Source organism: Clostridium hydrogeniformans DSM 21757, from assembly GCF_000686705.1.
Classification (GTDB): Bacteria; Bacillota; Clostridia; order Clostridiales; family Clostridiaceae; genus Clostridium_Z; species Clostridium_Z hydrogeniformans.
In genome coordinates, this window is record NZ_KK366005.1 from 298,940 (window position 1) to 318,737 (window position 19,798).

Genomic DNA, 19,798 nt, shown 5'->3' on the forward strand with positions numbered 1-19,798 from the left:
ACTATGTGCTTAAAATACTTATCCATATACAGAAGGTTAAATCTTAAAATCATATTCATATATAAAATAACTATTATTATATATTGCTGTTATTAAACTTACTATTATGTAGCAATAAAAATATTTATACGAGGTGATTTTATGCATAATAAATTATTAGCTAGATATTTTTCAATTTCATTTATTAGTGGTGTTATAGCTCTTATAACAAAGTTCATCTATGAGGTTTATTTATATAGAGATTCTCTAGATTCCTCCTTTATATCTTATAGTTTTCCAAAGGTACTGTGTATAATATCAATAGTATGCCTTTTATCATTTTTCAATATATTTGCAAGAGAAAGTCTAAGCCATAGCAGAATTTTAGTATATACTCTGCTCACTATAGTAGGTTTATTTTTATATGACTTCTATTTTAATAATGGTATAATTTTTGATTTAAGATCTTTATCCGCCTTAATCTTTGGAGGAATTATAAGCTTTCTATGCTCTTCATATATTTTAAATAAGTACAGAGATTTTTAACTCTCTGTACTTATTTTTTTCTCTATCTATAAATACTATGAACATCTTATAATTTACATTTTTCCTAATAGATAAATCTTCCAATAAACTGTATTATTATATTATAAGATTTATCTTCACTATGTACTCTTTGTATTTTTCAATCATATTATTAATTAAAGAACTTTTTTATAGGATTTTAAGTTTTAAACTTAATTATATAAGGAGGGTTAAAATGATAATACCAGCTTGTATGTTTATAGGTATTGGTATTGGAATGATACTTGGTCACACTGGAGCAGGAACAATCCTTGGATTGGGCTTTGGTCTGCTTATAAAGTACATTCTAGAAGATACAAACAAATTCAATAATCATTCTAAATAAGTATTTAAGAGGTGTATAAAATGATTGTAGCTCCTTGTCTATTTATAGGTATAGGCATGGGAATGATACTTGGAAATGTCCAAGGCTTTACATTAATAGGTCTTGGAATAGGTATATTAGTAGAAGATTTAAAAAAACTAAAAACCACTGGTAAGTAAAGGATGGTAGAGCTATGATTTCTATTATTTTTTCTTTAATCTTCATTTTTCTAGATATATTTTTATTTAAATTGTACTTTAAAATCATATTTGGAAACAAAGAAAGTCTTAATGAATCATTAAAATACAGTATCACCCCTGATTTTTATTCTCTTATAAAGGGAAAATATATGAAAGATAAAATATCTGAATTTAAGCTTTTTATGTTTATAGGACTCATTATAATTACAATAATTCTTGAAGTTATTATGGTTAATCAAATACAGATATTTTTTCAGAATCTTTAATTATAAAACCATGGATATAGTTAAGTTTCTTCCCTTTATCCATGGTTTATAATTTATATATACTTTTTAATAAGAATGTTATAGTCCCTTTAAATAGGCAACTGCTATTTGTGTCCTATGTTTTAAATCCATTTTACTAAGTATAGTAGTTATATAATTTTTAACTGTTCCTTCTGATATATATAGTTTGCTTGATATCTCCTTATTAGAATATCCTTCTGATATAAGCCTTACTATATCCATTTCTCTATCTGTAAATATCTCCTCCATAAAATGAGGTTTCTCTTTATTTTCCCTTATATCATCAACTATCTTTTCAAGAACTTCCTCTTGTATTACACTGCTTCCATTCATAACTGTTTTTATTGCCCCTATTATCTTGTCCGGAGTGTTATTCTTAAGTAAATACCCACTAGCTCCATACTTTAATGCATCCTTTATAAACTCATCCTCATCAAAAGTAGTAAGAACTAACACCTTTGATGAACTTATATTCTTTATTATTTTTAAAGCCTCTACTCCATTCATTACAGGCATTCGCATATCAAGTAAAAACACATGAACTTCATTATTTTTGCAATAATCCACAGCTTCTTGTCCATTTTCCCCACAAAAAACCACTGAAATATCTGAATCATTATTAAGAATTATCTTAAGACTCTCCCTTATTAAGATATCATCATCTACTAACCCTACCTTTATCATAATTATCTCCTTTACATAATACCTATTATTTACTTTCTCTCAAAAAGCATAACAGTTGAAAATCCATCACTACCATGAAAAATTACCTTTCCATTTAGAGTAGCAACCCTCTCCTCTATTCCCATTATTCCAACACCCTTTTTAAATGCTTTTGTCCCTATTCCATTATCTTTAATCTCTATCTTTATGAGTTTATTTAATATAACTATCCTACATCCTAAGTTTGTAGCCTTTGAATATTTCATTGTATTAGTTAAAATCTCTCTTAAATTTTCTATCACTACATTCCATATATCATAATCTATAACCTGAAGATCTCCTGTATATGATAAAGTAGTTTTAATTTGTGACTTATAGGAAAACTCCTCTAACATAAGCTTTGCCCTATTAAATCCTACTTCCTCTTTATTAGGCTTAAGGTCCCTCAATGTTCCTCTTATATCATCCATACCTTCTCTTAAAACCCCAGTTATTACTTTAAGCATTTCTTTAGCCTTGTCCTTATCTTTATCTATAAGTATATTAATTGCTTCTAACTGCATAAGACTTCCTGATATGGTATGCCCTAATTTATCATGAAGATTTTGAGCTATTTTATTTCTCTCTTCTAACTTAGATGTGTAATATATTTGCCTATTTAAGGTATCCTTTCTTCTATTACTACTTAAAAGCCTTTCATTATGCACTCTAAGCTCATCATTAGTAACCCACGCCTTATTTACAACACTCTTATTTTCATAATAACTATATATAAAAATCTGAGCTATTAGAAGCATATAAGCTGTATCTATATTTTTAATTAAAAAGCTAATATTTAATAATACAGGCATCAAGGTATATAATATAATATCTTTTTTGAACTTTATTATAGTCTCACATAAAAAAATATATAAAAAAACATATGCATAGGAATTAACTTTTATAATCACCACAAAAAGTCCTATTAAAATTATTATATGTAATCTTTTTATAGATTTCTCACTAATAAATTTGTTCTTCATAATCAAGTACAAAGCTATATATGTTATCCCAATAATTACAGATTGAGCTATACTATATCCTAAAGTAATACTGTTATATATAAAATTTAAAAATACTATGAGGTTTAAGAATATAAGTGACCAATACATAAATTCTAGCTCCTTTAAAGTTTTATTTAATTTTTCAATTATTCAGACTATTCCAATTTACCAACTAAATAATAACCTATATGAAAAAAAACTCCCTTATTGTTTTATATTTTTTTAATTATATCAATGTAAAATTATTATATCATAGTTATATATTATTTCTTAAATCTAGTTAATATATGGTAAAATAAAGTACTTAATATTCTAATTTAATTTATTTTAATGGGTGCAGTAAGTCTCTTTCTTATTCTAGAATTCTAGTCAAAATCACTATATATTGGGGGTATATATATTTATGTATTTAAAAAATGTTACTTATCTTAATAGGGATATGGAATTTAAAACGGGGAATATTTTTATTAAACATGAGTCTTTAGAGATTCTTAATGGGGAAATTGATGATTCATATGAGGATGTTGTAGACTGTGAGGATTTTATAGTTATTCCTGGACTTTTTAACTCTCACTACCATAGTGGCTCTAATATCTTAAGAGGTCTTTTTAAAGATATGACTATGGAAGATTGGGAAAATAATAGTTATGCTGGAAAACTTCACAGTAAGTTTTTTCATGCCCTTAACTACGGACTTTCAGAAAGTGACTACAGGGTATTATGTATTAAAGGATATTTAGAACTTATGAAAAAAGGGGTAACCTTTATACAAGACTCTCCATTTTCTACTAGAAATCCATCAATTCTTTATGATATAGCTAAAAACTTAGGATTAAAGGCTAGAATAGATACCTTTGATGACTATGATCTACATGTTGATAAGGATGACGGTAAAATTAAATACATGGCTCATCTTCCAGAAGAAGATAAGATAAATGAAGAGACTCTTGAGAGGTCAAAAAAAATAAAGAAGCATTTAGATCCACCTTTCTGTACTCACTGCCTAGAAACTTTATCAAAACGAAATATTATATCTAATTCTTACGGAAAGTCTACTCTTGAATTATTTCATGAGAATAATCTTCTTAATAATAAAACAGTTTTCTTTCACTGTATCCACACTACAGAAGAAGATATAGATATCCTTAAGGAAACTGGAGCCTCTGTAGTAACATGTCCAGTGACAACATTAAAATCAGGATCTGGATATGCTAATATTAAAACTTTATTAAATAATAATATAAATATAACACTAGGAACGGATTTCTCTTTTACTGATATATGGCAGGTTATAAGAATATCCTATTTACTTTTAAAATTAAATTCTCCTATAAAGGAGTTTTCTGCTAAGGATATTATGAAAATGGCTACAATAAATGGAGCCAAAGCTTTCAATGTTCATGATAGCCTAGGAGTTATAGATGATGGCTATAAGGCTGACTTAGTATTTTTAAATAAGAAGGATATTAGACTATATCCTATGATAAATGAAGATGGTTTTTCAAATATACTCCATAACCTTGTAATGGAAGGGGATGCTTCTATGGTTGTTCACGTAATGACTGATGGTAATTGGATAGTTAAAGATGGAAAATCCCTTCTTATAAATGAAGAAAACCTAAATAAAAGCTATATAGAAATCTTAGAGAAAATATGTAAAAAATAATTAATTTATTTACTATTAGTTATATAATTATACTTATACTAAATTATTGCGATAAAGGTTCTAACTTGTGGAATTTATTGCTTTTTATAAACTTAATCTTTTTCTTAGCCTTTAATTTTTTAGTTAAACTCTTTTAAGATTTTCTTATTGCAATAAGTTAGAATTAATATATTTTATGGAAGGTATTAAACTTATGAAAATTCTAGATATATTTCAAGTAGATGCGTTTACTGATAAAAAATTTAAAGGAAATCCTGCTGCAGTATGCATATTGACAGAAGACTTAGAAGATAAAGATCTTCTATCTATAGCTGAGGAAATGAACCTATCAGAAACTGCTTTTGTTAAACCTATTGATGGTTCTTCACTTAAAAATGCAAAAACTTTTTCTTTAAGATGGTTTACTCCAAAGGCAGAGGTACCCTTATGTGGCCATGGAACCTTAGCTACATGTGAAGTTATATTTTCTAAATATAAAAACTCCAATGAGGAATTAATATTTAAAACTTTAAGCGGAGATCTCATATGTAAAAAGACCCCCCTAGGCATAAGTCTAGACTTCCCTTTAGATACTCCTAAAAAAATTCTACCTACTACTGAGCTACTTAATGCCTTAGGTATAACTTCCTTTGAGGATTGTATATTAGGTGAAAAAACTAAAAAGTTAGTTCTTAGACTTAAGTCTTCAGAAGAGGTATTATCTATTAATCCTGATTATGAGGCATTAAAAACCTTATCCTTTAATTTTGATGTAAAAGGCATTGGAATTACTGCTATAGGAAATGATAAATATGATTTTATATCTCGTTACTTTAATCCATGGATGGGAGTAAATGAAGATCCAGTTACAGGTTCAGTTCATACTCTACTAGCTAACTACTTTGGAGAAATCCTTAATAAGAAAGAGCTCAGTGCTTATCAAGCCTCTCCACGTGGTGGCGAAATGAATTTAAAAATCATTGAAGATAGGGTAAAAATAATAGGTAAATCTGTTATAGTAATGAAGGGTGAAATATATATTTAAAGTTTGTATTTTATACCCTAATCATGGTTATTAAAAACAAAAACACTATGTAGTCTCATTAAACCAATGGACTTCATAGTGTTTTATCATATTATAGCTCTATCCAATATCTATATTTATCCTCAAATATATCTTGAAGCTTTCCTCCATTTCTTTCTATAACCTTTTTAGAAGGAATATTGTCAGTATTACATGTTAGTAAGGCTTCCTTTACTCCTATTTTTTTAGCTTCTTTTAAAAGCTCCCTAAGAAGTATACTTCCATATCCCTTTCCTATTTCCTTTGGAAGTAATCCATAGCCTATATGTCCACCTTCTTTTCTTAAGTTATCATTTAAATAATGTCTTAACTTACCTATACCTACTATTTTACCATCTACATATAGCCAATACATGGTTTGAGGTACATATCCTTTTTTAATATCTATTCCTTTACTACAGTTGTAGTTCTCCATAAGATATGAAGAAAACTCTTCTCTAGATATTTCATATCCAGTATTATAAAAACCATTGCTAACAGCTGGCATCTCCTTAAGCATATTGAATACGACTTCCCCATCCTTTAAGCTTAATGCTCTAAGTTCTATATCCATAACCTTCTCCCCCTATTTCTACTTATATACTACATTATTTTTCAAGAGCTATTATTTAATGGAACCTTTTTCTTTATAATTATCTGCTCTTATGATTCAAATTTTAAATTAAAAATATATTCCTATATTATATAATAATACTTTTTCAATTTAAAGAATTATTTGAAAATAATGTTATGAATAAGAATAAAGCAATATTTAAGTCATTTCTATTTATGAATCCCTCATAGTTCACCTAAAAATATATTCCCTTTATTCCTTAGAAAAATCCTTTTTTAAAATATTTTAAGTATGTCAAAATCTTAAATCTTCTATATCATAAAAATCAACCTTATTATATATATCTTCACTGATAATTATTTAATATTCACTGTAAATGAACTATCCTCCATTAGCTTAATCTCTGATTCATAATCAGCAATCTTAATTTTATAACTCTCATTAGGATTTAGCTTAGGAAACTCTCTTATTATTATGTCATTATCTTCAGTAATTTTTGTGCTTTCATATTCCTTTCCATTACTATCTACTAAAACTAAGTGTGTTTCATACATAGAGCTTAAATTCCCTGTACTTTTATGCCTTACTAAAGTTTTATCCTCTAAAAAATCCACAGACTCTACAGTAACTCCTCCTAGCTTTCCAAAGCTTATTATTGTTTCTCCCTTATTATTTAATTTTTCTTCTTTAAACTTCCTACTACCACTCTTTATTGCTTCATTACTTCTACGAATATAGGGTATAAAAGTTAATGATGCCGTATTATCATTGACTTTACTAAAATACTCTTCGTTATGAAAAGTATTTATCCCCCCATTGCCTGAAGCTCCATTAATCTGTAAATACTTCCCTTTATCATCCATTACAATATAGCTAAGAGTATCAACATATTCTGTGGTATTTTTCATAGAAGTTCTAATCACTGTATTTATAGGTGTCGTTATAACTTCCTTAACATTAATATCTTTATCTATTTTAGAAAGATTTAAGTTTAAAGGTATATTTTTAACTTTTCCCTTAACTTTCTCATTAGTAACCTTAAACCTAAAATCCCATTCTCCCTTTACCTCTCCAAGTAATTCTCTAATATTAAGATCCATATTAAAAGTGTCTGGAATATCCACCTCTCCTCCTAAGATACTAGCTTTAATAGATTTAGGAAAACTCTTCTTACCTACACTAAACTCATCCATACCAACATAAGTATATTCATCTATAAATTCCCCCGTTCCCCCTGACCCAAAACTTACTACTTTCCCATCTATCTTAAAAGTTTTATCAAGTATATGAGGTTCAACCTCTATTTTTTTATCACTTTTAACTGTATATCCTATAGCAATCTTCATTGTATCATAAACTATGCTATCAATTACTACTGTAACTCCATTGCTAGTCTGAGATAGTTTTATATCATCTGAATAATCAATATAACTACTATCAGAAATACTATTATTTTCTATTAAAAAAGAAAATACAGAATTCACTATGGGTATATTTTTAGCTACAGCTGGAAAAGTTGCGCTAAACAAACTAAAGGCAATAACTATTGTAGCTGCTGTAATAATAGTTCTTTTTATTATTTTTTTCTTTTTACTTTTCTTAGGTAAATTATCTATAGTATTTTTAACTAAAGCTTTAATATTCTCTGGAACTTCTATTTTATTTTCCATAATCTTATCTCTTAATATATCATCCATAATCTTTTCCCTATTCATAAAATAACCCTCCTAATCTTTTAAAATATCATAGAGTTTATTTCTTGCCCTCGAAAGCCTCGATGCCACTGTACCTTCCTTTATTCCTAAGACCTTAGCAATATCCTTCTGTTTTAAGTCCTCATAATAAAAAAGCACTGTTACTATTCTTAAATCATCCTCTAAATAATTAACTGCATTATATATATCCATATTGTTTATATTAAAACCACTGACTTCCTCTCCATGTAGTATTTCTTCCATGGGAATTATCTTCTTCTTATTCCTAAGAATCTTGTTGCATTCATTTATTAATATCCTTATAAGCCAAGTTTTAAAGAAATCATCCTTTCTTAATCCCTCTATACTTTCATAAATTTTTATAATTGTATTTTGAATAGCATCTTCAATATCTTCTTTGTGCCTAAGTATTGATGTAGCTACCCTATACATGGATGTAATATTATCATTTATAATTCTCTCAAAAGCATTTTTATCTCCTTTTTTAGCTAACCTTACATCTAAATCATTATTAACTTTATCTTTTTTAAGTTGCGATGTAATATCCAACCTATCTCCCTCCCCCATATGTCTTAAGGTATACCTTACCCCTAATTAATAAATATCCCCTTGTATTTTTTAATTTTCTTTCCTACATATAATTCTCTTATAAGTGTCATATTATTATCCTAACAAATTCGTAATCATTAGATTAGATCTTTTATTTCTAGTATAAACCTTAGCTAAGATTTCATATATTAGATGCTTGTAACCTACATTTTCTTCTAATATTTATATATTTTTTTATTTTATACTAGATTAGAACCTAATTTAGATAAAGATTTTACTTAATCCAAGCTGTTCTAATTCGATTTACAATTCATAGTTTTATATAGTTTCCAAAAATAAATATTAAAATCACAAATTTTTCTTAGCAACTTCTCATTTATATTGTAGTAAACTTATTTCTAAATTAATATCTACTTCTCCAAAGCTTAAGCCTTATAAGAATGAAAAGACCTTAGAGTATTTAACTAACTCTAAGGTCTTTTCATTCTTATAAACTATATTTTAATGTTATATTTGTATATGAAAGTAAGCTTAATTTATAGAAGCCTTTTCCTTAGCTTAAATTTAGATAGGATAAAAGCTTTATAGTTTTCATCTACAGTTTTGATAGTATAAATACTAAATTTTTAAAGTAATGTATGTAATCAGGATTTACTTTCTACTATAGAAGACTCATTTATATAAATGTTATTTCCAAACTTCCCTGTGCATACTCCTTTTATTGTTATAACCTCTCCCTTTTTCACCGAAGATAAATTTCTAGTATCATTAAGTCTAAATACTATATATCCTCCTCCACTGCCTTTCATATTCACTTTTGAAACATAGAAGTTTTTATTAATGCTATCTACCTTTCCAGTAATCTCTATATTTTTTTCTTTAAATATACTATCTCCACTTTTATTATTTTCCATATATATTTTTATAAGATCTTCTGCCTTAACTATATTATTTTCTTCATTATCAGTAGCTGCCTTAACATATAAATTATTGAATACAATAACCATAAGACACATTATAACAACTATTAACATAGATTTTTTATTTATTCTCATACAAAAAAACCTCCTTACACTCTTTGAACATAGTTTTAGCAAATATAGCTAATTCTATTCTTCAAATACAGTATAAGAAGGTTTATCTGATGGCTATAAGCTTTAACACCCCCATCCACGTGTAAGGTGGGGGATAACAGTTGCTACGCCCCTAGATTAACTCATCTAACCTTCAGGCGGTGGAAAGAACACCATCTTAAGGAAGATTCGTTCTATCCTAATGCTTTTTAAGAAGCTTCTTTATCCTTAAACTGTGAATTATATAATTCACTATATATTCCACCAGTATTTAATAGCTTCTTATGACTTCCTCTCTCTTCTACTCCATTATCAGTTAATACTATTATCTCATCAGCATTTTTTATAGTAGATAATCTATGAGCAACAACTAAAGTAGTTCTTCCTGTACATAGCTTCTCAAGAGATTTTTGTATTAAATACTCTGTAGCATTATCAAGAGCTGATGTAGCTTCATCTAATATAAGGATTGGAGGATTTTTTAGGAACACCCTCGCAATAGATATTCTTTGCTTTTGTCCTCCTGAAAGTTTAACTCCTCTTTCTCCTATATAAGTATCATATCCATCCTCTAAACCAAGTATAAAGTCATGAATGCTAGCACTTTTAGCTGCTTCTTCTATTTCTTCATCAGTGGCATCTGGATTTCCATAAAGTATATTATCCCTTATAGTTCCTGTGAATAGGAACACATCCTGTTGAACTATTCCTATATTTTTTCTTAAAGACTCTAGGGTTACATCATATATACTTTGACCATCTATTAATATATCCCCATTTTCTATTTCGTAGAATCTTGGGAGAAGGTTACATAGGGTAGTCTTTCCTCCACCTGAAGGACCAACTAAAGCAACCATTTTTCCTTCTTTAACATGAAGGTCTAGTCCATTTAATATATGCTCCTTATTATCATAACCAAAGGAAACATTATTTATATTTATCTCTCCTTTAATATCCTTAAGCTCTACTGCATTGTCCTTTTCATTTTCTGGTTTCTCATTCATTATTTCCATAAATCTTTGGAATCCTGTCATACCAGATTGATATTGTTCAGTAAAGCTTATAAGCCTCTTAACAGGTTGAAGGAACATTCTTATATATAAAAGATAAGCTGTAAAATCTCCTAAAGTTATCTTACCCTTATAAACAAAGTATCCTGCTGCAACTAAAACAACTAAGTCTAAGATATCCATAAAGAAGCCCATTCCAGATGAAAACTCTGCCATTGCTTTATAAGCATACTCTCTAGCTTCTTTAAATAGGTTATTATGCTTATGGAACTTTTCAAGCTCGTGTTCTGTATTAGTAAACGCCTTAGTTACTCTCACTCCAGATATACTATTCTCTAGAGCTGCATTAACCTCTCCTGTTTTTACTCTAGTTTCCATAAAGGCTTTTTTCATTTTTAGCCTTTTTATAGAAGTAAACCAAAGTAATACTGGTATGAAAGCAAATACAATTATAGTAAGAGGCACATTAATTGTGCACAGAATTATAAATGAGCCAATTAGCATTACTAAAGATATAAATAAGTCCTCTGGACCATGGTGAGCAAGTTCTGAAACCTCCATAAGGTCATTTATTATTCTAGACATTATAACACCTGTCTTATTATTGTCAAAATACTTATTAGGAAGTACTTGAAGATGCTTAAATAAGTCACGTCTCATATCTGCCTGCATTCTAACTCCTACAACGTGTCCCCAATATTGAAGAAAGTAGTTAAGTCCTGCTTTTATTATATATATTACAATAAGGGTTCCTCCGAATACATAAAGGGTTCTAAGATTCCTTCCCTGTACATCATCAACTATAACCCTTGTCATCATTGGATATATTAAATCACAAGCTGACACAAGAAATGCTGCTATAAGATCTAATGTAAACAGCTTCTTATAAGGCTTATAATATTTTGCAAATGTTTTAATCATATATTTCCTCCTATAAATTTATAATGTTAATAATTACACACTTCAAATATGGTTTAAAAATTTTTATATAAACTTTATTATACCAAAACTCCATTAAGTATTATAAGCATATATATAAAAAGTATTAGTTTTATTACCTATAATATAAATGCATAAAACTCTGAGGGCATAAAATCCCCTCAGAGTTAGAATTATTCTAATTTAAATTTGAAATCTTCTTAAGAAAAGCTCTTAATTATTCTATCAGCTATTTGCTCTATTAATACCTCTTTTCCTAGAGGTCCAAATGCCTTTGAAGAAAATTCTTCATAGTTTACATCAAACACCTTGTCATTTTTAACAGCCTTGCTATTTTTCCATAAAGAATTTGCCTTTAGGTCTTCTAGCATTTTATCTGCTGCTCCTCCAAAGCTTACTGCAAATATTGCATCTGGATTATACTTAAGGATAGCTTCCATATTCATTTGCTCTAAAGCCTTATCTATTGGTGTTCCCTCTATGTAAGGTACCTTTAAATCATTGAATAATATATCTGCATATCCGTAACTTCCATATATTCTATAAGCCTTAGGAGTTACTCCAAGGAACATAAACTTACTATCCTTTGTCTTATCTGCAACCTTCCTTTGTAGATCCTTAGCCTTTGTATCATAAGCATCAAGCCACTTATCTACTTCTTTTTCCTTACTTAAAGCTGCACCTAATTCTTTAAACTTAGGTCTCCAAGTACTCATATCTTCTTTTAATACGATAGTTGGAGCTATTTTTGATAGCTGATCATATATTTTAACTTGTCTATTGTTTAAGATTATTAAATCTGGATTAGATTCTGCCACCTTTTCTATATCAATAGCATCTCCCCAAGCATTTCCTACTGCTGGTACACCCTCTAACTTATCTTTTATGTGAGATAAAACTTCTCCATTAAAAGTGTTAGCTGTAACTACAGGCTTGTATCCAAGGATTAAAAGTTCCTCAGCTGCTCCTGATACATCTGCTATACGCTTAGGATTCTTAGGAATTTCTGTCTCCCCTTGTAAGTGAGAAACCTTAATTGTTTCCTTACTATCCTTACCCTTATCATCACTCTTAGCTCCACAAGCAATAAGTGATAATCCTATAGCTGCAGTACATACAAGAGTCAATACCTTCTTTAGTTTCATAATATACCTCCATATAAATTAAGATAACAAAAATTAATTCGTAATGATAATCATTTTCAACAAACCCTATTCTATAGACTTATAGTTTTGTTGTCAACCTATGTTAAGCCTTAATTTCTATGGACTATGATTTTTTATAAAAACACCTTAAGAATTTATAAAAATCTATTTATGCTATAAATTTTACTATAATTAGGTTAAATCTTAACAATTATTACTCCTATTTATAATATTTTTATTCCATGTTAAATAATAATAGATTTATTAATTAACCTGTATTTCTTAGCATAATATATAAAGAAACTAATAATACTCTAGGAGGTACACCTTGTATCAATATAAATTTGTTAGAATCGATTTAAAATCTTTCACATTAAAACCTGAGGAAGATTACCATGAAATAATAGAAAACCATGCCAGGGAAGGTTTTAGGCTTGTTCAAATATTTTCTCCCTCTGTTGGTGCTTATGGTTCTTCCAGTTATTTTGAGCTTATATTTGAAAAAAAGATTTCTCAGTAAGTTGAATAAACTTTATTCCCTCCTAAAACCAATGCTTTAGGAGGATTTTTTATATATACAATATAACTTTAAAGTCTATATTAATTACTTACCTTATTTAACTCTGATTTTATAAATTCCATAAGTTCTTTTATTGTATTTTCACTAAAATCAAATTTTATAGAAGCCTCATCATAAAGTTCCTTAAGTCCTTTAGAAGAACCTAATTCTAATGACCTTTTATAACTCTTTATAGCCTCTTCTTTATTATTTACATAATTTCCATATACCTGAAGAGCTCCTAATTGTGCTATGGCATATTCAATATAATAGAAAGGTACTTCGAATATATGAAGCTGTCTCTTCCACATGTGAAGTAACTCATCTTCATAACCGTCCCAATCTACATAAGTTGCAACAAATTCCTTAGCTATAGATTTAAATTCTTTATTTCTTTCATCCTTAGATGCATTAGGATTTGTATATAGATAATGTTGGAACTTATCCACTACCATAGCCCATGGAAGGAAGGTAATAATGCCCTCCAAGTGTTCTCTCTTTGCTCTATTTAAATCTTCCTCATTTTTATAGAGTTCTTCCCACTTATCCATAGTTAAAAGCTCCATGGACATACTAGCAAGCTCTGCTATTTCACTTGGAGTATCCTTATACTCCCTAACCTTTATATCCTTGCATAACATGGCATGAACAGAATGTCCTCCCTCATGACAAAGGGTTGCCATATCACCTTGGGTGTTTGAAGTACTCATAAATATAAATGGCACCTCTGATAGTTTAAAGAAATCACAAAATCCACCTGGGGATTTATTTTTTCTGCTCTCAAGCTCTAAGGTATTTTTACCCTTCATAAGCTTCATAACCTCTTCAAAATAAGGGTCAGTTCTATTAAACATTCTAGTAACCCCATCTATAAGCTCATCTATAGTTTCAAAAGGTCTTAAAGGCTTCTCTCCCTTAGGAGTTCCTGATAAATCATAAGGTTTATAATCATCCACCCCCAATCTCTTTTTATGTTCTTTTTCAACCTCTTCCTTTAATGGGACTACATACTTTTTAACCGCTTCATGGAAGTTAAAACAGTCCTCTGGAGTATAATCGAATCTTTCCATTGCCTTAAACATATAATCTCTATAGCTAGAGAATCCAGCATTTAACGCTATATTATGTCTTATCTTTATAAGATTATCCATTATATCATCTAGTTCTTCCTTATTTTGAAGTCTTCTTCTATTTACAAGTTCAAAGGCTTCACGTCTAATCTCTCTATCTTCACTTTCCATATAAGGAGCCATTTGTTGAAGAGTCTTCTCCTCTCCTTTAAATTCTACTGTCATTGCTCCTGTTATTTCATAATATTTTGTGGCATACTTATTTTCCTCTACTCCTAGTGGAATGTTTTCTTCTCTAAAGATTTCCATAGAGTTTTCTTTTCTCTTAATCATTAAATCATAATAAGGCTCTAAGTCTTTTTTAAATGGACTTTCTACCACAAATCTATTAATCTTATCCTCGTATTTATCAACTAATGGAATTAATATTTCATTATCATAATCATATTTTTTCTTTATATCCTTATTATTGTTATAAGAATTAAAGTCAGCATAGTTTCTTGAAAATCTCTCACTTATGCAGCTGCTTATTTTATCATAGTCACATATCCATTGTTTTAATTCTTCTACACTAGTTATTTCTCTTTCAATAAAGTTCTTTAAAACTCCCTCTAACTCCTTGGCTCCATCCTCACTAAATACGATATCCTTTAAAGCATTTCTATCCACTTTTTTCTCCCCTTTCTATAATGAAAATTCTTCTTAATATTGTCATATTATATATATGTTTAAGTCCTTAATCCTATCCGTAGTATATAACCTAAATTTTAATACTTTTATATCTATTGTAAATCTTTTATTCAAAAGTATAAATCATATTCTTAGTTTTTTGCTAAATTCTGTTATAGCACAGAATTTTTTTATAAATCTCCCTATAATTAAGTAAATAAACTTCTTTGATAATTAATTTTTGAACGCTATATACTTTTTAATTTAAATATTTAAAACTAAACTTCTAAAAATACCACTACCATCAACCTATCTTACCTGTACCTAAAACTTAATATATTAAACCTTTATCTATTCACTAGCATTATTTCATATATATGGTAAAATATCTGTTAAGATAAGTTTTAAAAATCACCTTATTATAAGCATAAAGTTTAATGACTTATACCTAATCATTTCTATAAGTCTATATAGGAGGTATATGTACGAGTATGGATAGTTATAAAAAAACCACTATAAAATCTGGAATTACCTTTGGCTCATGTCTTGCTATAACTATATCCTGGAGTTTAAATCAGTCAGTGCTTTGGGCAATTATTCATGGTTTATTTAGCTGGCTTTATGTTATTTATTACCTACTTATGAAATAATGTAAATTAGGGTTGATATTAAAGGAGACTAATATTATGAGAGAATTATTAAAAGGAAATAAACTTAAATTGACTTACCTAAGAGATGAAGATATAGAAGCATTTACTCATTGGTATGAGGACACTAAGTTCTTAAGATTATATTCATCTGAACCATCTATACCTAAAAGTCCTACAGAAATAACTAAAATTTTCGATGAAGTTAAAAACTCACCTACTTCTATTGGACTAGCTATAAGAGATATATTATCAAATGAAATTATAGGATATTTAGAGTTAGATGGAATTAGTTACAACAATGGTACTTCATGGATCTCTATTGCAATAGGTGACTCTAAAAATTGGGGAAAAGGCTATGGAACTGAGGCAATGAACCTAGCCCTAGACTTTGCTTTTAATGAACTTAATCTTCACAAGTTACAATTAACTGTCTTTGAGTATAATCTAGCTGCTATAAGGCTTTATGAGAATCTAGGATTTAAAAGAGAAGGATCCTATAGGGATTATATTTATAGGGATAGTAAACGTTTTGATATGTACTTATATGGAATGCTAAAATCGGAATACGCTAACGTATAGCTTCTTTTCCATAAAAATCTTATCTTAGCTACTAAAGCTTAAGATTTCCTAAGGGGTTTATAAGATATAATTTTCAATACCTTAGCTTTAAGATGACTTAAAGATTTATAAAAATTAAAGTAATATTATATGATTGTATTAGAAATAAATTCTCCTCAAAAGGTTATTAGAACTTATATAATTCCAATCAAATTATTTAATAATTGTGAAATACCAAGATACAAATGCAAGGAGGATAAGAAATGATTAGGTATGTACAGCAGCCAACCTTCCAAACATGCGGACAAGCATGTATTTCTATGCTCTCAGATTTTCCTATTGAAGATGTTATTAGGACTATGAAAACAAAAGGTCCTACAAGTATAGGTCAATTAATAGAGGCTTTAGATTACTATGGAATAAAACATGCAGAAAGGAACAAAAGAATCTCAAAAGCCAATCCAAAATATTCAGATGTAAGCATACTTACAGTTCATATGCCAAATTATTCTCATTGGGTATTACACTACAAAAGCAAATTTTATGACCCAGAGTTTGGTGTCTTAGATAAGTGCCATGAAGATGGAAAAATAACCTCTTTTCTAGACATATATTTAGATTAATTCTAATAATAGAGGTAACTTGTCTAATAAATAATATTTATATAAAGAGTCCATGGACCTGTCAGAATCTACTTTGAAAAATATTATAAAATCAATAGTATTCTTTAACATAGTATAGAAATAAAACACTATGAACCTAGAAGTTCTAATACTAATATGCTAGTACTTAACTTTTAAAAAGTTTAATACTATCCTTAGTAAAAAATCTTCTATAGTTTATAGTGTTTTTATGTACTAATAATCTATCTTAGTCCAACTTAATTCTTCTATATTTCTATTAACTAAGTCTAAGTTCATATTAGGATCTATGGTTTCCTCATGAGCTATAGTTATTGTTGACATAGCAATGGAAAATACCACAGTATCTTCTATACTTAGTCCATTAATATAACCATAAGCAAGTCCTGCTACAAAAGCATCTCCTGCTCCTGTTACATTTACAACTGGTACATTATTAACCTTATACTTTCCCCTCTTTTCTCCATCTGAAAAGTATATTCCATCTTCATCTAAACTTATAAAAATCTTCTCTACTCCAAGACCATGGAAATAATCTGAGGCCTTCTTTAAATCTTCATCATTTTTAATAGGGAATCCAGCTAAAACTTCAGCCTCGTATCTATTAGGCTTTATGGTATGGAAGTTACCTATTAAATGTTTTATGTTAGCTGCCTTACATGCAGATACAGGGTCTAAAACAAACTTAGTCTTACCTTTAAACTTATTTAATATGTAGCCTAAGATCACTGGATTATCAGAATCTAAAATTGTATATTCAGCATTTTCAATAACTGTAGCCTTAGAATCTATGAACTCTGGTGAAAGCTTATTTATACTATCCATATCTACAACTGCTGACACCATCTCACCCTTATGATCTAATATAGCTAAATATGTAGGCGTAGCTCCATCTTCAAGAATTAGTGATTCATCCATGTTATATCCCATCATTCTTGAATGTTCTAGCATACTTTTTCCTTTTTCATCATTTCCTAATATAGAAATAAATTTTGTATTAACTCCAACCCTAGCCATATTCTCTGCAATATTTCTACATACTCCACCAAAAGACATCTTTATTGATCCTGGAGTAGAATTACAATGGCTGTAGGTAGCCTCACAAAATCCAAATATATCTACTATGGATGCGCCTAGCACTAATGCATATGCATCTTTATGATTATCCATAAAATATCCACCCTTCCGAAATATTAACCCTTTTATTTTAACATATTTTTAACTTTTTTAAAGGTATTTTGTCGCATTTTGTGATATTAAATTATATAACTTCTAGGTAAGTCTTACATATATTTCATTATCCCCCTAAGCGAATAAGCTGATTACCTACTTATTATGATACTTAAAACTTAAAATTATTGAAATATATAAATAAATTTCTAAAATAAAAGTTATCAATTTTTAACCCTTATATTCATGGATTGACTCTCACAAAAATGAATTTATAAATCATAAGCCCATTTTTATATATTTGCTTAATATAATAAATTTAATAATTTAAATTTTTGATGATAAAAAAACCGCTATAAAATTTAGCGGTAGTATAAATTAATAAAGATCTATTTAATTTTCATTCTACTTTTTTATTAATTTTCTTTATGTATCCCTTAAGCCATTCCTCATCAGCCTCTTCATATACAGTTTTACCTTCTAAATTTTTAGTAATATATACCTTTGGTTTTTCATTACTGGTTGCAACAGAAAAAGTAAATTCTTTTATATTAGTAGCTACTCCCCACTGCCCTTTATTATTCATACATACTACTGATAAGTCTCCTGCATATCCTCTTCTTCTAATTAGCTCATTATTAAGCTTCATAATAGTTCTATCTGCCGCATCTTGAGGACTATGCCCTTCTCCCATGAGCCTTACTATTTCATAGGATACGCATCCCTTCATTAAATCTTCTCCAAGACCTGTAGCTGCAGCTCCTCCTATATTACTATCTACATAAAATCCTGAACCTGAAATTGGAGAATCTCCAACTCTTCCTCTTTTTTTCATGAAAAGTCCACTAGTAGATGTAGCTACTGCCATAGTACCTTCTATATCCAAGGCTACTACCCCTACAGTGTCATGTCCATCATAAGGACTTAGCCCTTTCTCCTTAATAGCTTTTTTTCTTTTATTATAAAAGCTTATGGCTCTTTCTGTTAACATATTTTTTCTTTCAAATCCATTTTCATCACCATACTCTTCTGCTCCCGTGCCTACTAGAAAACAATTATATTTCTCCTCACTTAACCTTTTAGCCATGGATACTGGATTCTTAAAATCTTTTATTCCAGCCACAGCCCCTATAGATAAACTATTTCCATCCATAAAAGCTGCGTCAAGTTCTACCTCACAATTCTCATTAGGTAGACCTCCATATCCTACAGACTTATATAAAGGATAATCCTCAACAGCTTTAACTACACTTTCAACTATATCTCCTGCTGACATACCTTTTGAAATTTTTTCTGAAGATACCTCAATACCTTCTAAAGCCATTCTCCATGTAGCAATTATTCCCCAACTCATTAATATCATCCCCCATTCTATTAATCCCTTTATTTTTAACATTAAAACTGTATGTTTTAAACCTTTTAAATCTTGACTATCATAGAATATAAATTCATACAAATTCTATATTGATGCATTATAGTAACACTAGCTGTCTCTCTTAACAATTAAATTTTAACATTGTTATACTATTAACTTTATATATTATGTTCAACATTTTTCTACATTTTGTATTTTCACTTTTCTTATTTTAAGAATTAACTTATAAAATCTTATTCTATCTTTAATAAAATAATATATTACTTGTGAATATTTAGTGAACTAAACTCTTTTTTCAAGGTAATGTTATATAATACTTTATATGTAAAATA

The 19,798-nt window shown here is 28.8% G+C and carries 20 protein-coding genes; 9 read left to right on the forward strand and 11 right to left on the reverse strand.

Going from position 1 to position 19,798, the window contains the following annotated elements:
• Positions 1 to 141 precede the first annotated feature (141 nt).
• The 3 genes from BR69_RS0118450 (at position 142) to BR69_RS22025 (ending at position 1,047) form a co-directional block, all read left to right on the forward strand.
• Positions 142 to 525 (forward strand): hypothetical protein, encoded by a 384-nt coding sequence (locus BR69_RS0118450; RefSeq protein ID WP_027634526.1) that lies wholly within the window; start codon positions 142 to 144, stop codon positions 523 to 525.
• 214 nt (positions 526 to 739) lie between these two features.
• The gene (locus BR69_RS21905) at positions 740 to 889 is read left to right on the forward strand and encodes a hypothetical protein (protein ID WP_160169967.1); all 150 of its coding nucleotides are present in this window, start codon (positions 740 to 742) and stop codon (positions 887 to 889) included.
• A gap of 20 nt (positions 890 to 909) precedes the next feature.
• Entirely contained in the window at positions 910 to 1,047 is a 138-nt protein-coding gene (locus tag BR69_RS22025) for a hypothetical protein (protein WP_162832182.1), read from the forward strand.
• Between the two features lie 365 nt (positions 1,048 to 1,412).
• Here BR69_RS22025 and BR69_RS0118470 read toward each other — a convergent pair whose 3' ends face one another.
• A complete protein-coding gene (locus BR69_RS0118470; RefSeq protein WP_207640787.1) occupies positions 1,413 to 2,039 on the reverse strand; it encodes a response regulator in 627 nt (208 codons plus the stop codon).
• A 29-nt stretch (positions 2,040 to 2,068) separates the two neighbouring features.
• Entirely contained in the window at positions 2,069 to 3,169 is a 1,101-nt protein-coding gene (locus tag BR69_RS0118475; RefSeq protein WP_051623682.1) for a sensor histidine kinase, read from the reverse strand.
• 295 nt (positions 3,170 to 3,464) lie between these two features.
• On the opposite strand from BR69_RS0118475, the gene BR69_RS0118480 reads away from it, so the two are divergent.
• Both BR69_RS0118480 and BR69_RS0118485 read left to right on the forward strand, forming a co-directional pair.
• The gene (locus tag BR69_RS0118480) at positions 3,465 to 4,727 is read left to right on the forward strand and encodes an amidohydrolase family protein (protein WP_027634530.1); all 1,263 of its coding nucleotides are present in this window, start codon (positions 3,465 to 3,467) and stop codon (positions 4,725 to 4,727) included.
• Positions 4,728 to 4,920: 193 nt separating this feature from the next.
• On the forward strand, positions 4,921 to 5,751 hold the full coding sequence (locus BR69_RS0118485) for a PhzF family phenazine biosynthesis protein (RefSeq protein ID WP_027634531.1): 831 nt from the start codon (positions 4,921 to 4,923) through the stop codon (positions 5,749 to 5,751).
• Between the two features lie 91 nt (positions 5,752 to 5,842).
• Here BR69_RS0118485 and BR69_RS0118490 read toward each other — a convergent pair whose 3' ends face one another.
• From BR69_RS0118490 to BR69_RS0118515, 6 genes are all read right to left on the reverse strand, one after another.
• Entirely contained in the window at positions 5,843 to 6,343 is a 501-nt protein-coding gene (locus BR69_RS0118490; RefSeq protein WP_027634532.1) for a GNAT family N-acetyltransferase, read from the reverse strand.
• Positions 6,344 to 6,699: 356 nt separating this feature from the next.
• Entirely contained in the window at positions 6,700 to 8,058 is a 1,359-nt protein-coding gene (locus BR69_RS0118495; protein ID WP_027634533.1) for a DUF4179 domain-containing protein, read from the reverse strand.
• Positions 8,059 to 8,070: 12 nt separating this feature from the next.
• A complete protein-coding gene (locus BR69_RS0118500; RefSeq protein WP_027634534.1) occupies positions 8,071 to 8,607 on the reverse strand; it encodes a sigma-70 family RNA polymerase sigma factor in 537 nt (178 codons plus the stop codon).
• Positions 8,608 to 9,251: 644 nt separating this feature from the next.
• Entirely contained in the window at positions 9,252 to 9,662 is a 411-nt protein-coding gene (locus BR69_RS0118505; RefSeq protein ID WP_027634535.1) for an OB-fold protein, read from the reverse strand.
• A gap of 227 nt (positions 9,663 to 9,889) precedes the next feature.
• Positions 9,890 to 11,611 carry an ABC transporter ATP-binding protein gene (locus BR69_RS0118510; protein WP_027634536.1) on the reverse strand — a complete coding sequence of 574 codons (1,722 nt, stop codon included), beginning with the start codon at positions 11,609 to 11,611 and terminating at the stop codon, positions 9,890 to 9,892.
• Positions 11,612 to 11,829: 218 nt separating this feature from the next.
• Entirely contained in the window at positions 11,830 to 12,774 is a 945-nt protein-coding gene (locus BR69_RS0118515) for an ABC transporter substrate-binding protein (protein WP_027634537.1), read from the reverse strand.
• A gap of 328 nt (positions 12,775 to 13,102) precedes the next feature.
• On the opposite strand from BR69_RS0118515, the gene BR69_RS0118520 reads away from it, so the two are divergent.
• Entirely contained in the window at positions 13,103 to 13,294 is a 192-nt protein-coding gene (locus BR69_RS0118520) for a DUF4177 domain-containing protein (protein ID WP_027634538.1), read from the forward strand.
• 80 nt (positions 13,295 to 13,374) lie between these two features.
• Here BR69_RS0118520 and BR69_RS0118525 read toward each other — a convergent pair whose 3' ends face one another.
• The gene (locus tag BR69_RS0118525; RefSeq protein ID WP_051623684.1) at positions 13,375 to 15,072 is read right to left on the reverse strand and encodes a M3 family oligoendopeptidase; all 1,698 of its coding nucleotides are present in this window, start codon (positions 15,070 to 15,072) and stop codon (positions 13,375 to 13,377) included.
• Between the two features lie 491 nt (positions 15,073 to 15,563).
• Here BR69_RS0118525 and BR69_RS22030 point away from each other — a divergent pair, with 491 nt between their 5' ends.
• From BR69_RS22030 to BR69_RS20865, 3 genes are all read left to right on the forward strand, one after another.
• The gene (locus BR69_RS22030) at positions 15,564 to 15,722 is read left to right on the forward strand and encodes a hypothetical protein (RefSeq protein WP_162832183.1); all 159 of its coding nucleotides are present in this window, start codon (positions 15,564 to 15,566) and stop codon (positions 15,720 to 15,722) included.
• Between the two features lie 36 nt (positions 15,723 to 15,758).
• Positions 15,759 to 16,301, forward strand: coding sequence for a GNAT family N-acetyltransferase (locus BR69_RS0118535; protein WP_034850117.1), 543 nt, complete (start codon positions 15,759 to 15,761; stop codon positions 16,299 to 16,301).
• Positions 16,302 to 16,543: 242 nt separating this feature from the next.
• Entirely contained in the window at positions 16,544 to 16,903 is a 360-nt protein-coding gene (locus tag BR69_RS20865) for a hypothetical protein (protein WP_051623685.1), read from the forward strand.
• Positions 16,904 to 17,137: 234 nt separating this feature from the next.
• Here BR69_RS20865 and BR69_RS0118545 read toward each other — a convergent pair whose 3' ends face one another.
• Positions 17,138 to 18,091: a carbohydrate kinase family protein gene (locus BR69_RS0118545; RefSeq protein WP_027634541.1), complete on the reverse strand. Its 954-nt coding sequence runs from the start codon at positions 18,089 to 18,091 to the stop codon at positions 17,138 to 17,140.
• A 400-nt stretch (positions 18,092 to 18,491) separates the two neighbouring features.
• On the reverse strand, positions 18,492 to 19,445 hold the full coding sequence (locus BR69_RS0118550) for a glycosylasparaginase (RefSeq protein ID WP_027634542.1): 954 nt from the start codon (positions 19,443 to 19,445) through the stop codon (positions 18,492 to 18,494).
• Between the last annotated feature and the right edge of the window lie 353 nt (positions 19,446 to 19,798).

Coding starts and splice junctions, on each gene's coding strand:
- BR69_RS21905 (WP_160169967.1), top strand. CDS start 740: ATGATAATACCAGCTTGTATGTTTATAGGTATTGGTATTGGAATGATA.
- BR69_RS0118480 (WP_027634530.1), top strand. CDS start 3,465: ATGTATTTAAAAAATGTTACTTATCTTAATAGGGATATGGAATTTAAA.
- BR69_RS0118470 (WP_207640787.1), bottom strand. CDS start 2,039: ATGATAAAGGTAGGGTTAGTAGATGATGATATCTTAATAAGGGAGAGT.
- BR69_RS0118535 (WP_034850117.1), top strand. CDS start 15,759: ATGAGAGAATTATTAAAAGGAAATAAACTTAAATTGACTTACCTAAGA.
- BR69_RS22025 (WP_162832182.1), top strand. CDS start 910: ATGATTGTAGCTCCTTGTCTATTTATAGGTATAGGCATGGGAATGATA.
- BR69_RS0118505 (WP_027634535.1), bottom strand. CDS start 9,662: ATGAGAATAAATAAAAAATCTATGTTAATAGTTGTTATAATGTGTCTT.
- BR69_RS22030 (WP_162832183.1), top strand. CDS start 15,564: ATGGATAGTTATAAAAAAACCACTATAAAATCTGGAATTACCTTTGGC.
- BR69_RS0118475 (WP_051623682.1), bottom strand. CDS start 3,169: ATGTATTGGTCACTTATATTCTTAAACCTCATAGTATTTTTAAATTTT.
- BR69_RS0118495 (WP_027634533.1), bottom strand. CDS start 8,058: ATGAATAGGGAAAAGATTATGGATGATATATTAAGAGATAAGATTATG.
- BR69_RS20865 (WP_051623685.1), top strand. CDS start 16,544: ATGATTAGGTATGTACAGCAGCCAACCTTCCAAACATGCGGACAAGCA.
- BR69_RS0118490 (WP_027634532.1), bottom strand. CDS start 6,343: ATGGATATAGAACTTAGAGCATTAAGCTTAAAGGATGGGGAAGTCGTA.
- BR69_RS0118545 (WP_027634541.1), bottom strand. CDS start 18,091: ATGGATAATCATAAAGATGCATATGCATTAGTGCTAGGCGCATCCATA.
- BR69_RS0118550 (WP_027634542.1), bottom strand. CDS start 19,445: ATGAGTTGGGGAATAATTGCTACATGGAGAATGGCTTTAGAAGGTATT.
- BR69_RS0118510 (WP_027634536.1), bottom strand. CDS start 11,611: ATGATTAAAACATTTGCAAAATATTATAAGCCTTATAAGAAGCTGTTT.
- BR69_RS0118450 (WP_027634526.1), top strand. CDS start 142: ATGCATAATAAATTATTAGCTAGATATTTTTCAATTTCATTTATTAGT.
- BR69_RS0118515 (WP_027634537.1), bottom strand. CDS start 12,774: ATGAAACTAAAGAAGGTATTGACTCTTGTATGTACTGCAGCTATAGGA.
- BR69_RS0118485 (WP_027634531.1), top strand. CDS start 4,921: ATGAAAATTCTAGATATATTTCAAGTAGATGCGTTTACTGATAAAAAA.